This window comes from Kitasatospora sp. NPDC002551, from assembly GCF_040296005.1.
Lineage (GTDB): Bacteria > Actinomycetota > Actinomycetes > Streptomycetales > Streptomycetaceae > Kitasatospora.
This window is the reverse complement of the sequence record NZ_JBEOWI010000032.1, coordinates 1-13,007: the sequence shown is the minus strand read 5'-3', so window position 1 is coordinate 13,007 and position 13,007 is coordinate 1. Positions and strand designations below refer to the sequence as shown.

Annotated in this window: 10 protein-coding genes; 9 read left to right on the top strand and 1 reads right to left on the bottom strand. The window is 74.8% G+C overall.

What is annotated here, in order from left to right; all coding sequences use genetic code 11:
* Positions 1-35 precede the first annotated feature (35 nt).
* From asnB to ABT093_RS24970, 5 genes are all read left to right on the top strand, one after another.
* Positions 36-1,871: an asparagine synthase (glutamine-hydrolyzing) gene (gene asnB / locus ABT093_RS24990; protein WP_350568235.1), complete on the top strand. Its 1,836-nt coding sequence runs from the start codon at positions 36-38 to the stop codon at positions 1,869-1,871.
* A gap of 65 nt (positions 1,872-1,936) precedes the next feature.
* On the top strand, positions 1,937-3,160 hold the full coding sequence (locus ABT093_RS24985) for an MFS transporter (RefSeq protein ID WP_350568232.1): 1,224 nt from the start codon (positions 1,937-1,939) through the stop codon (positions 3,158-3,160).
* 68 nt (positions 3,161-3,228) lie between these two features.
* Positions 3,229-4,542 (top strand): UDP-glucose dehydrogenase family protein, encoded by a 1,314-nt coding sequence (locus ABT093_RS24980; protein WP_350568229.1) that lies wholly within the window; start codon positions 3,229-3,231, stop codon positions 4,540-4,542.
* 140 nt (positions 4,543-4,682) lie between these two features.
* Positions 4,683-5,966 carry an esterase/lipase family protein gene (locus ABT093_RS24975; RefSeq protein WP_350568226.1) on the top strand — a complete coding sequence of 428 codons (1,284 nt, stop codon included), beginning with the start codon at positions 4,683-4,685 and terminating at the stop codon, positions 5,964-5,966.
* Positions 5,967-5,977: 11 nt separating this feature from the next.
* Positions 5,978-7,006 carry an alpha/beta fold hydrolase gene (locus ABT093_RS24970; protein WP_350568224.1) on the top strand — a complete coding sequence of 343 codons (1,029 nt, stop codon included), beginning with the start codon at positions 5,978-5,980 and terminating at the stop codon, positions 7,004-7,006.
* Between the two features lie 247 nt (positions 7,007-7,253).
* On the opposite strand, the gene ABT093_RS24965 is transcribed toward ABT093_RS24970, so the two are convergent.
* A complete protein-coding gene (locus ABT093_RS24965; protein ID WP_350568221.1) occupies positions 7,254-7,835 on the bottom strand; it encodes a transglutaminase-like domain-containing protein in 582 nt (193 codons plus the stop codon).
* Positions 7,836-8,042: 207 nt separating this feature from the next.
* On the opposite strand from ABT093_RS24965, the gene ABT093_RS24960 reads away from it, so the two are divergent.
* The 4 genes from ABT093_RS24960 to ABT093_RS24945 all read left to right on the top strand — a co-directional run bounded on the left by ABT093_RS24960 (position 8,043) and on the right by ABT093_RS24945 (position 12,664).
* Entirely contained in the window at positions 8,043-9,857 is a 1,815-nt protein-coding gene (locus tag ABT093_RS24960) for a CocE/NonD family hydrolase (protein WP_350568218.1), read from the top strand.
* 134 nt (positions 9,858-9,991) lie between these two features.
* Positions 9,992-11,146, top strand: a complete 1,155-nt coding sequence (locus ABT093_RS24955; protein ID WP_350568216.1) for an inorganic phosphate transporter — start codon at positions 9,992-9,994, stop codon at positions 11,144-11,146.
* Positions 11,143-11,409 carry a hypothetical protein gene (locus ABT093_RS24950; protein ID WP_350568214.1) on the top strand — a complete coding sequence of 89 codons (267 nt, stop codon included), beginning with the start codon at positions 11,143-11,145 and terminating at the stop codon, positions 11,407-11,409. The genes ABT093_RS24955 and ABT093_RS24950 overlap by 4 nt, the downstream gene beginning before the upstream one ends.
* 436 nt (positions 11,410-11,845) lie before the next feature.
* Positions 11,846-12,664, top strand: a complete 819-nt coding sequence (locus tag ABT093_RS24945) for an SDR family NAD(P)-dependent oxidoreductase (RefSeq protein ID WP_350568211.1) — start codon at positions 11,846-11,848, stop codon at positions 12,662-12,664.
* Positions 12,665-13,007: the final 343 nt, after the last annotated feature.

The window sequence follows — 13,007 nt, the reverse complement described above, 5'->3', positions numbered from 1 at the left end:
CTTCACCCGCCACCGCGCACCCCTGGGAGTACCGCATGTCCGCCATAGCCGGCTGGGTCGACTTCTCGCACGAGACCGCCGACGGGCAGGCCGTCGTCCGGGCCATGACCACGGCACTGGCCCGGCGCGGGCCCGACGGCGAGGGGCAGTGGAGCTCCGCGCACGCCGCCCTCGGCCACCGCCGCACCGCCCGCGACCCGCACCCGCAGCCGCTGACCGCCCCCGGCGACACCGGCCCGCGCGCCGTCCTCTCCTTCGCCGGCCACCTCACCAACCCGCGCGAACTGCGCGACCGGCTCACCGCCGCCGGGCACCGCGCGGTCACCGGCGGCGACGCCGAGGCCGTCCTCCAGGCCTACCTCGCCTGGGGCGAGGACTTCGTCACCCGGATCGAGGGCGGCTACGCGCTCGCCCTGTGGGACCCGCGGCGCGAGGAACTGCTGCTGGTCCGCGACCGGATGGGCGTCAAACCGCTCTTCTACGCGACCACCCCGGACGGCGTGCTCTTCGGCTCCGAGCCCAAGGCCGTCCTCGCCCACCCCGGCTTCCGGCCCGCCCTCGACGCCGACGGCCTGCGGGACATCCTCTCCGTCGCCCGGGTGCCCGGCCACGCCGTCTTCCGGGGCCTGCGCGAGGTCCTGCCCGGCGCGCTGCTGCGGGTCACCCGCGCCGGCGCGACCGAGCGCCGCTACTGGCACCTGCGGGTCGCCGGGCACGCCGACGACCTGGACACCACCGTCGACACCGTCCGCGCGCTCCTGGAGGCGGCCGTCGCCCCGCACCTGGACGGCGAGGAGCTGCCCTGCTCGCTGCTCTCCGGCGGCCTCGACTCCAGCTCGCTCACCGCGCTGGCCGCCGCCCTCGCCCGCCGCCAGGGCCGCGGGCCGATCCGCTCGCTCGCCGTCAACGACCAGGAACCGGGCACCGACGGCGCCGCCGCGCAGGGCAACGAGGACCACCTCTACGCCCGCCTGATGGCCGACCACGCCGGTACCGAGCACGGCGAGATCTCGCTCGCCGGCCTGGACCTGCTCGACCCCGCGCTGCGGGCCTCGGTGCTCGCCGCGTACGACATCCCGATCAACAAGGGCGACCAGTACGCCTCGCTGCGGCTGCTGTTCGGCGAGGCGCGCGGGCACGCCGCCGTCGCGCTGTCCGGCGAGTGCGGCGACGACGTCTTCGGCGGCTACAACTGGAACCGGCTGCCCGAGTGGATCGCCCGGCCCACCTTCCCGTGGGTGGCGGAGGGCCGCCCGCGCTTCCTGGGCACCGACGTCGTCTTCGACGCCGACCTGCTCGGCAAGCTCGACCTGGCCGGCTACGAGCGGGACTGCCACCGCGCCGCCGTCGCCGAGATCGCCGCCGCCGACGCGCTCGACGACCCGGTCGAGGCCCGCTACCGCGAGGTCACCTACCTCGCGCACACCCGGCACACCCGGGTGCTGTTCGACCGGCTGGACCGCCTCGGCACCGCCGCCGGGCTCGACATCCGGGTGCCGTTCGCCGACCCCCGGCTGGTCGAGTACACCTTCAACATCCCCTGGGCGATGAAGGCGTTCGACGGGCGCGAGAAGAGCCTGCTGCGGGCGGCGATGAAGGACCTGCTGCCCGAGCCGGTCGCGATGCGGGTCAAGACGCCGTACCCCAACCTGCGGGACGCCGGCTACGACCGGGTGCTGCGCGAGCGGCTGGCCCGGGTCGCGCTGGACCAGGACAGCCCGCTCGCCCCGCTGCTCGCCCCCGGGCTGCGCAGCGCGGTGGCCCGCGACGGCGCCGACGCCCTGGTCGAGGGGGTCGGCCGGGCCGCGTTGGAGACCGCCCTGCAGACTGACGCCTGGCTGCGCGCGTACCGGGTCGAACTCGACCTCTGAGCCCGGCCGACACCCCGCCGACCCCGAGCACCCGCCCGCCCCCGCGGACGTCCCGAAGGAGCCCCATGGCCGCGACCCTGGCCGCGCCGCCCGCCCCGCCCGCCCGACTGTGGACCCGCAACTTCGGGCTCTACTTCACCGCCCGCACCATGGCGGTGCTGGGCGACACCATGATCCCGGTCGCGACGGCCGTGGCGATGCTCGCCCTCGGTTTCGGGGTGGGCGCGGTCGGCGTCGCGCTCGGCGCCTGGATGGGCGCCTTCGCCCTGTTCGTGGTGTTCGGCGGGGTGTTCGCCGACCGGTTCCACCCCCGGCCGCAGATGATCGCCGCGGACGCGCTGCGCTGCGCGGTCCAGCTCGGCCTCGCGGTCTGCCTCTGGAGCGGCCACCCGCCGCTGTGGCTGCTGGTCGGCGCGTCGGTGCTCGGCGGGCTCGCCACCGCGATGTTCCAGCCGGGGCTGACCAGCCTGGTGCCCCAGGTCGCCGCCGACCCCCAGCAGGCCAACGGCGTGCTGAGGGTCAGCCAGGGCGTCGCCACGATGGCAGGTCCGGCGCTCGCCGGCACCCTGGTCGCCGCGGTCTCCCCGGCCTCGGTCTTCGCGGCGACGGCGGCCACTTTCGTCTTCAGCGGGCTCTGCCTGGCAGCCCTGCGGCTGCCGCACGTCGAGCCCGACCGCACCGCCTCCACCCTGCAGAACCTGCGCGAGGGCTGGACGGAGTTCCGCTCCCGCTCCTGGCTGTGGTCGGTGATCCTGATCTGGTGGGTCCTCGGCGTCGCGGTCTGGGGCCCGATCACCCCGGTCGGCGCGGTCTCCATCATCGACGCCCACGGCAAGGCGGCCTTCGGCTGGGCGGAGAGCGCCTTCGGCGTCGGCTGCGTGCTCGGCGGCCTGGTCGCGATCCGCCTGCGCCCGGCCCGCCCGCTGTTCGGCGGGGCGGTGGCGATGCTGCTCTTCCCGCTCATGCCGCTGTCCGCCGCCCTGGTGCCGGCGGTGCCGCTGCTGATGCTCGGCTACCTGGTCAGCGGCATCGGGTGGGCGTTCTGGGGCGTCCAGTGGGCGACCTGCGTCCAGACCCGGATCCCCGAGGACAAGCTCAACCGGGTCGCCGCGTACGAGATCGCCGGATCCATCCTGGCCGTCCCGCTCGGCCAGGCGGTCGCCGGGCCGGCCAGCGAACTCGTCGGCGTGCACCGGCTGCTGCTGCTCGGCGCGCTGGTCGGCCTGGGCTGCGCCCTCGCGCTGATCGCCGTCCGGCCCGTCCGCCGGCTGGACCGGAGCACCTGCTGAACCGGAGCACCGGCTGAACCGCCGCCCCGGCGACGCCATCCACTCCCACCCACGACAGGAGACCGCCCATGCGCCACCGCCTGACGGTGATCGGCAGCGGCTACCTCGGCATCACCCACGCCGCCTGCATGGCCGACCTCGGCCACCAGGTCCTCGCGCTGGACATCGACGAGGACCGGGTCCGCTCCCTCAATCAGGGGGAACTCCCCATCCACGAGAAGGGGCTGGAGGAGCTGCTGCGCCGCGGCCTGGCCGCCGGCCGGCTGCGCTTCGGCACCGACCCGGAGGAGGCCGCCGCCTTCGCCGACCTGCACTTCCTGTGCCTCGGCACACCCCAGCGCAAGGACTCCGGCGCCGCCGACCTCTCCCAACTCGACGCCGCCGTGGACGCGCTGGCCCCGCACCTGCGCCGGCCCTGCCTGGTCGTCGGCAAGTCCACCGTCCCGGTCGGCACGGCCGAGCGGCTGGCCGCCCGGCTCACCGCCCTGGCACCCGCCGGGGAGGCCGCCGAACTCGCCTGGAACCCGGAGTTCCTGCGCGAGGGCCACGCCGTGCAGGACACCCTGGCGCCCGACCGGATCGTGCTCGGGGTGCGCCCCGGCCGGGCCGAGGGCCTGTTGCGCGACCTCTACGCGCCGCTCGGCGACATCCCGACCGTGGTCACCGACTACGCCACCGCCGAACTGGTCAAGGTCGCCGCCAACGCCTTCCTGGCGACCAAGATCTCGTACATCAACGCGATCGCCGAGGTCTGCGAGGCGGCCGGCGCCGACGTGGTGCGGCTGGCCGACGCGCTGGGGTACGACGAGCGGATCGGACGGCGCTTCCTCGCCGCCGGACTCGGCTTCGGCGGCGGCTGCCTGCCCAAGGACATCCGGGCCTTCGTCGCCCGCGCCGAGGAGCTGGGCGCCGGCGAGTCCCTGGAGTTCCTGCGGCAGGTCGACGCGATCAACCTGCGCCGCCGCACCCGGGCCGTCGACCACGCCCGGGAGCTCGCGGGCGGCTCCTTCACCGGCCGCCGCGTCGCCGTGCTCGGCGCCGCCTTCAAGCCCGAGTCGGACGACATCCGCGACTCGCCCGCGCTCGACGTCGCCACGGCGATCGCCCGCGAGGGCGGGCGGGTCTCGGTGTACGACCCGGCGGCCCTGGACAACGCCCGCAAGGCCTGCCCCGACCTGGGCTACGCGACCTCCGCCGCCGAGGCCGCCCGTGGGGCCCACGTGGTGCTGGTGCTGACCGAGTGGCGCGAGTTCGTGGAGCTCGACCCGGCCGAGCTGGGCGAGCGGGTCGCCGTCCGCGCCGTCGTCGACGGCCGCAACGTGCTGGCCCCGGAGGCGTGGCGCGCGGCCGGCTGGAGGTACCGCTCGCTCGGCCGCCGCTGACCGGGACCCGGGGCGCCCTGGCCAGGTGGCCGACCCCCATACCGGGGCGCCCGAGGTGTGGGCCGCCGCCATGGGGACGGCGCGGCGGGATCCGTAGCCTGGCGCCCACTGGAGCCTCGGCGTGGAGGAGTGGGCGCGGTATGTGGAGAAGAAGTGGACGTGGCGGGCGCGCGGGCGCGGGCTGGCTGCTCGCGGGTGTGCTGGCGCTGATCGGCGCGGTCGTCCCGGCGGTGCCGGCCTCGGCGGCGGTGCCGGCCCACCTGACCCTGGAGGCGACCCACACCAGCGTCGCCAACGGCTGGGACCGCGTCGAGCGCTACCTCGACACCACCACCGGCTTCCGCCAGGAGCAGTATCCGCCGGACGGCCGGGGCAACCAGGACGGCCAGCGGCTCACCTTCTTCGGCGGCGTCAAGCAGCCCTACTCCGGCCGCTTCCTGCTCTACTCCGCGCCGGGCTGGAACACCGGCGCGCACCAGGTCCCGGTGCTGCTGGTGCACGGCGCCAACGACAACCCGGACCGGGCCTGGGCCAACCCCGGCGAGGGCGGCGCCTACGGCTGCGGCTCCGTCTCCTGCCCGAACACCGGTCTGATGCAGTACCTGTCCGGCCGGGGCTACCGGGTCTTCGCGGTCGGCTTCGCGCACAAGCAGGGCGACAACCTGCTGCAGGCCCAGGCGGTCGGCGACGCCGTCGCGCTGATCCGCGCCAAGCTCGGCGTCCCCCAGGTGGACGTGGTCGGCTGGAGCAAGGGCGAGATGTCCGCCCGGTCCTACGTGTCCTCGGTCAAGCCCTCCTGGGGCCGCCCGTACGCGGGCGACGTGCGCAAGCTGATCACCATCGGCGGCCCGAACGGCGGCTACGACTACCCCTTCGCCCACGGGTGGGCGCACGACTTCTCCATCTGGCCGCAGTGCGGCGGCCAGATCAACGCCCCCGCGCCGCACCTGCGGATGACCTGCTACGGCACCTACACCGCGCACCCGGAGTTCTCCTTCGCCCCCGCGAGCGGCTACGACGTCTACCCCGGGCAGCGCCAGATGCTGGCCCGCTGGGACTCGGTCTTCGGCATCGACCAGACCCAGCAGGACTGGTACACCACCTACTACGGCGGGCAGGGCTTCTACACCGAGGGCGGCGGCATCCAGGCCGCGATCGACGCCGGCTCGCTGATCGCCCCGCTGCACCAGGCCGGGGTGCCCGCCTCGGTGACGACCTACCTCATGGCGGGCGGCGCGCCCACCGTCGTCGGCATCTTCAACGAGAACCGCGCCCCCAGCGACGGCGTGGTCTTCGTGTCCAGCGCGCTGGACACCACCGGCATCGCCACCGTCGGCGGCACCGCGGTGATCACCCTCGCCAACCACCTGCAACTCGGCTGGGACGGCGCGGCGAACGCGCAGGTCGCCGGCTGGCTGAACTGAGGAACCGCCGGATGATCACCGACCGCCTGATCGCCACCGACCGCCTGACCGTGAACCACGCCGAGATCGAGGGCCGCACCGGGGAACCGGTGGTCCTGCTGCACGGCAACGTCTCCTCCGGCGTGTTCTGGCACCCCACCATGGCCGACCTGCCCGAGCGCTACCGCCCGCTGGCCCCCGACCTGCGCGGCTTCGGCGACACCGAGCCGCTGCCGGTGGACGCCACCCGGGGCCTGCGCGACCACAGCGAGGACCTGCTCTCCTACCTGGAGGCGCTGGCCCTCGGCCCGGTGCACCTGGTCGGCTGGAGCATGGGCGGCGGCGTGGCGATGCAACTGCTGCGGGACCGGCCGGAGCTGGTCCGCTCGCTCACCCTGGTCAACCCGGTCTCCCCGTACGGCTTCGGCGGCACCCACGGGGTGGACGGGAAGCTCAACTCGCCCGACGGCGCGGGCTCCGGCGCGGGCGGCGCGGCCCCGGAGTTCGTCCGGCTGCTGAGCGAGGGGGAGCGGGGCGCCGACTCGCCGTTCGCGCCGCGCTCGGTGCTGGACACCTCCTACGTCAGCGAGCCGCTGGCCGAACCGGACCGCTACGTGGCCGCCATGCTGTCCACCCGGACCGGGGAGGACCACTACCCCGGCGACAGCCGTCCCAGCGACACCTGGCCGGGCTCCGCACCCGGCGGGCGGGGCGTGCTCAACTCCATCGCGCCGGTCCACTTCCGGATCGACGACCTGGAGCGGGTCGAGCCCAAGCCGCCGATCCTGTGGATCCGCGGTGCGGCCGATGTGATCATCTCGGACACCTCGCTCTTCGACCTCGCCCACCTGGGGGCGCTCGGCGTGGTCCCGGGCTGGCCCGGCGAGGACGTCTGCCCGGCGCAGCCGATGGTGGCGCAGACCCGCGCCGTCCTCGACCGCTACGCCGCCGCCGGCGGCCGGGTGCGCGAGGTGGTCGTCGAGGGCGCCGGGCACAGCGTGCACCTGGAGCGGCCGAAGGAGTTCCTGGCCGCCCTGGTGGAGACGCTCGCCGGCGCGTAGCGGACGCCGGGCCCGCTCGGCGGCCCCGGACTCGGTGGCCCCGGACGAGGAGGTCGACCCTCGTCCGGGGCCCGGTGGTGCCGCCGGCTCGGTGGTCCGCACCGCTCGACCGGCGCGGCGAGCCGTGCCGCCCGTTCCGGGGCGATGCCTCGCACGTCGTCGGACACGGGAACTCCTCGGGGGAGGCGGGCGGTGCGGGGCGAGCTGCGGTGCCCGCGTCCCGGGGGCCCTGCTCTTCCGGACGTGGTCACCCGTCGGCCGGCGGCAGCTCGCTCGGGAGGTGGGCGTAGCCGGCGTGGCCCGGCCGGGCCTGGGCGAGGGCGTGGCGGAGCCGGGCTGGCGGGGTGCGGTGGATCGTCGGATAGTCGCGTTCGCCCAGCTCGGGGCGGACCGGCCAGGCCAGCCGTTCGCGCTCCAGGTCGTACCGCGTGTCGACGCCCTCGCGGTTGCCCCGGGCGTCCAGCCGGGCCCAGCGGTCGTCCAGGTGCACGGCGTTGAGGGCGTGCAGGGCGAAGCCGCCCTCGCCGTCCTCCAGGCGCTGGTAGCCCAGGCCGGTCGGCACGCCCTGGGCCCGCAGCAGGGCGGCGAGCAGGTGGGACTTGCCGTGGCAGATCGCGTTGCGCGCGGCCAGCACCTCGGAGGCGCGGTACGCCCCGCTGTACGCGCCCGCGTCGGCGGAGTGCCGGACCTGGTCGCGCACGAAGCGGAAGGCCGCCTCGGGGGAGGCGAGTTCGGCGGCCAGCAGGCGCAGCTCGGGGTGCTGGTGGTCGATCACCTCGTCCGCGGCGAGGTAGCCGGTGAGGTCGTCGGTCTCCGGTCGCAGGATCATGCCGCCCACCGTGCCCCGGACGGCGGTACGTGCGGGCGGAATTCCAGCATCCGGACCTGCGGGGCGGGGCCATGTCAATGCGAGGCTGCGGCATTCGCTCGTTCGAGCGTATCTGACTTCACGTCAGTTTACCGGTGCCGCTCGGGAGCAGGATCCGCCGGGATGGCGCCCCCCGGGTGCCCTGTCTGCCTCGAAAGGGCGGTTCGTATGACTATTGCTGGTGGAGACCCGACCCCGTCGGTCACCGAGGCGACCCTCGGTGACATCGCCACCCACGGCATCTGGCGCGGCGCGGGCCTCGACATCAGCCCGTCCGTGCTCGCCGTCGCGGGCGCCCTGCTCGCGGCCCTCCAGGGCACCGCGCCGGCCGGCGCGCTGCCCGAGGAGTTGCGCGAGCTGGTGGAGGGCGTCCGGCAGCGTGCCGGCGCAAGCATCCAGCAGGTCCCCGTGACGGAGGACCTCAGCCTCTCCGCGTTCCTGATCAAGCAGAACACCCCGGAGCGGCGTCCGGTGGTGATCGTCCCCGCCGGCTGGAACCCGTACGGCTGGCTGCCGTTCATGGTCGGCTACCTCACGCTGGCGGCACGCGGCTACCACGTGCTGGCGTACACGCCGCGGGGCATGGGCCAGCCGGGCAAGTTCTACTCCTCCGACGGGTTCATCGACGTCGCCGGGCCGAACGACTGGGCGGACGGCTCAAGGGTGATCGACCACGCGCAGGCCGAGTTCGCGCCGAGCAAGGTCGGGTTCATGGGCCTGTCCTACGGTTCCGGCATCAGCCAGCTGGTCGCCGCGCACGACGAGGGCGAGCGGGTCGCCGCCGTGGCCGCCCTGAGCACCTGGGGGAACCTCGCCACCAGCCTCTACGACAACGGCACCCGGCACTCGGAGGCCGTGGAACTGCTGATCAGGTTCACCGGCGCCGAGGAGGGCAAGGAGGCGGAGAAGTTCGACGAGGAGACCTGGCGCATCCTCCAGTCCTTCCGGGCCGGCGAGGACATGGACGAGGTGGTGAAGTGGGGCACCCGGCGCTCCCCGGAGACCCATGTCGGCCGCACCAACGCCCGGGGCATCCCGACCTTCTACTCGAACACCTGGCACGAGAGCCTGTTCCCGGTGGGCGAGGCGATCGCCACGTTCGAGCAGCTCACCGTGCCGAAGCACCTGAACCTGTGGATCGGTGACCACGGCGCCCCGGAAGGCCTCGGCATCACCGGCTTCCCGGGCGGCGTGCCCTTCGTCGGCTCCCTGACGCCGGCGCTGGAGGCCTACGCCTGGCTCGACCACCACCTGCTCGGCGAGGCCAACGGGGTTCCGGACTGGCCGGTGGTCAACAGCCAGGTCATGTTCACCTACGAGACCGCCCCCGTCATCGGTGGCGGCCGGCGGATCACCAAGGCGGCCCGGCGCGAGCCGCTCGGCTCCTGGGCCGGGGCCACCACCGGCGGCGAGGCCTGGTACCTGAGCGGCACCAACGGCAACGGCGACGGCACCCTGTCCGACAAGCCCGCCGCGGGATGGAGCCGTGACTTCGTCGCCGGGCACCTCACCACGGCCACCGCGATGGACGGCGTCATGGAGACGGGGCAGAAGGAGTGGTTCGGCAGCCCCAAGGCGTACGACCCGGCCGGCTTCGACCGGACCCGTCTGCTGGTGTGGTCCACCGAGGAACTGGCCGGCGGCCGCCGGATCCGCGGCGCGGCCACGCTGCGGCTCGCGGTCCGGGTCGAGGAGGGTAACGCCGCGACCCTCGTCGCCTACCTCTTCGACGTGGCCCCGGACGGCACCGCCCGGATCATCACCCACGAGCCCCGCACCGTCGAGGGTCTGACGGCCGGCACGGACAGCATCGTCGGCTGGAGCCTCCAGCCCGCCGCCTACGACCTGGCCGACGGCCACCGCCTCACCCTGGTCGTCAACAGCTCCGACAAGCTCTACGCCTTCACGGGCACGAAGGACAGCACCACCACCATCACCTCGCTCACGGGGGAGGAGGCCGTCCTGGAGCTGCCGCTCGGCTGAGCGACGCCCTGACCGGCAGGTGCGAGGAACGGTGCGACGGCGCTGGTACGACCGGGTGACGGCCCTTCGGCCGTTCGGTGTGCCGGGGCGCCGTCGCACCGGGCCCGCCCGGTGCGCGGGCTACGTTCGGGTGCGTGACCGGCAACAACGCGGTCCTGGCGTTGATGGTCCTCACGGCGCTGGGCTTCGACTTCACCAACGGCTTCCACGACACCGGCAACGCGATGGCCACCTCGATCGTCACCGGGGCCCTGTCGCCGCGCGTCGCGGTCGCCGTTTCGGCGGTGCTGAACCTGGTCGGCGCGTTCCTGTCGACCGCCGTGGCGGCGACCATCGCCAACGGCCTGGTCTCCAGCGGGGAGGTGACGCTGACCGTGGTCTGCGCCGGTCTGACCGGCAGCATCCTGTGGAACCTGGCCACCTGGTACCTCGGCATCCCCTCCAGCTCCTCGCACGCGCTGATCGGCGGGGTGATCGGGGCGACGGTGGCGGCGGCCGGCTCCTCGGCCGTCAAGTGGCAGGGCCTGGTCTCCAAGGTGATCGTGCCGGCGGCGCTGTCGCCGTTCATCGCCGGCATGGTGGCCGTGGTCGGCACCCTGCTGGTCGCCCGGATCACCCGGGAGGTGTCCGAACGCCCGCGCGAGCGCGGGTTCCGGCTGGGCCAGATCGGCTCGGCCTCCATGGTCTCGCTCGCCCACGGCACCAACGACGCGCAGAAGACCATGGGTGTCATCACCCTCGCCCTGATCGCCAACGGCACCCTGGCGCCCGGGGCGAAGGCCCCGGACTGGGTGATCGCCTCCTGCGCGCTGGCGATCGCCCTCGGGACGTACGTCGGCGGCTGGCGGGTGATCCGCGCCCTGGGCAAGGGCCTGGTGGAGATCGCGCCGCCCCAGGGGATGTCCGCCGAGTCGGCCTCGGCCGCCGTGATCCTCTGCTCCACCGACTTCGGCTACTCGCTCTCCACCACGCACGTGGCCACCGGATCGATCCTGGGCTCGGGGGTCGGGTGGAAGGGGGCCGAGGTGCGCTGGCACCTCGCCCGCCGGATGGTGACGGCCTGGCTGTTCACCCTGCCGGCCGCCGCGCTGGTCGGCGCGTTGGCCTACTGGCTCGCGAACGGGATCGGCGGGACGGCCGGTGTGGTGGTGGTCTTCGCCGTGCTGGTGCTGGCGTCGGTCGCCTTCTTCATCGCCTCCCGCCATCCGGCGGTGACACCGGAGAACGTCAACGCCGCGTGGACCGGTTCGGTGATCCCGGAGCCCGCCCCGGACAAGGTGGCCTCGTGAACACCTGGATCAACCTGCACGCGGTGTGGAAGATCGTCGTGGTGGGCCTGCTCACGGGGGCCGGCCTGCCGGCGCTGTTCGCCCTGGGCCTGCGCCTGCTCAACCCTCCCGCCCCGGCCGGCGGACCGGCTGCCGGGCCGGCTGCGGGGGCGGCCGACCGGCCCACCGCCGGACCGGTCGGCTACGCCCTGGCCGTGCTGATCTTCGCGGTGGTGCTCGCGTCGATCGGCTGGGGCATCTCCGTCATCGTCAACCACCGCTGACCGTCCGCCGGCCCCGGTGACCGGCAGGGTGCCCCGGCGTCAGGGTTCCGTCAGGGCAGGCCGGCCGGGCTTGCCCCGCGGGGTGCGGCTGGCTTTGATGAGGGACGTGAACCGCTCGACACGCCACCACGACCGCCCGCCGCATCCGCGGCGACGGGTCGTCGCCGTCGCGGCCCTCACCGCGGTCCGGTAAGCCCAGGCCTCCCCGCCCGCTACCGGTCCCGGACGGCCGGCCCGCGCGATCCGCCGGGTCCGGGCCGTTCCCGGCCGTCCGACCCCCGCGCTCCCGCCGCGCACGTCCGCGGCGGGAGCGCGGGCCGGCCGCCGGCTCGCATCACCTCTCGCACCACACCCGCACCCGCCGGCGCCCGCCCGGGCGCGTCCACCGACGCGCCCGGGCGGCACCCCGGTGGTGCCCTTCACCCCTGGATGGGTCATGTCCGACGCAGTTCTGTCCGCCTCCACCGCCCTCGTCACCGGCGCCTCCTCCGGGATCGGCTGGGAGACCGCCCGGCTCCTCGCCGGTCACGGGGCCACCGTGCTCGTCCACGCCCGGACGGCCGCCGAGGCCGGGGACGCCGTCGAGCGGCTCGTCGCGTCCGGCGTCCGGCGCGACCGGCTCGTCGAGCTGGCCGCCGACTTCACGCACCTCGCGGAGATCGCGGTGCTGGCCGGTACGGTGGTCAAGCACTACCCGGCCCTCGATCTGCTGGTCAACAACGCCGCCGTGCTGGCCCCGGAGCGCTGCACCCTCACCGACGACGGCAACGAGGTCTCGCTCCAGGTGAACTTCCTCGCCGCCCACCTGCTCGCCAAGCTGCTCCGGGCGCCCCTCGCGGCGGCCGGCGGCGCCCGGATCGTCAACGTCTCCTCCTCGCTGCACCGCACCGCCTCGATGAATTGGTCGGACCCGCACCGGATCAGGAAGTACTCCCGGGTCGCCGCCTACGCGCAGTCCCAGCTCGCGCTCACCATGGACACCCGCGACATGGCGCCCGAGGGCTCCGGCATCACCGCCGTCAGCCTCAACCCCGGCCAGTGCGCCACGGCGCTCCTCCCGCTGTACGGCAGGGTCGGCGCCCCGGCGGCGGAGGGCGCGCAGGCCGTCGTCCGGCTCTGCCTGCCGGGGACGGCGCTGGTCAACGGCGAGTACTACGACGGCGGCGACCTCGCCGCGACCGCCGCGATCGCGCAGGAGGAGCGCTCGCAGCGCCGCCTCGCCAAGCTCGCCGACCAGCTCGTCGCCCGCGGCTGACCCGGCCGGACCGCCGCGAGGGGTCCGTCAAGATCGACGCCGGGGGCGTCAGGGAGACGTCAGGGAGGCCTGGCACCGGGCCCCGGCCGCCTAGTGTCGGTGGTGCAGAAACGGTCCGCCCCTCGGTCGTGGGGGCCGCAGGGGCGGACCGTGCCGAATCCCGGCACCGGCGGTTGTGCCGGGGCCGGGGCCACCTTCGGCGGCCAGTGAAAACAGGGGAGGGGAGGCGGGGGGGGGGGCGGGGGGGGCGCCCCCGCCGCCGCGCGGAGGCGCCCCCGACCCCCCGCCCGGGGGGGGGCGGGCGCGAGGCGCGGGGGGCGGGGGCGGGGTTATAGGTCTGAGG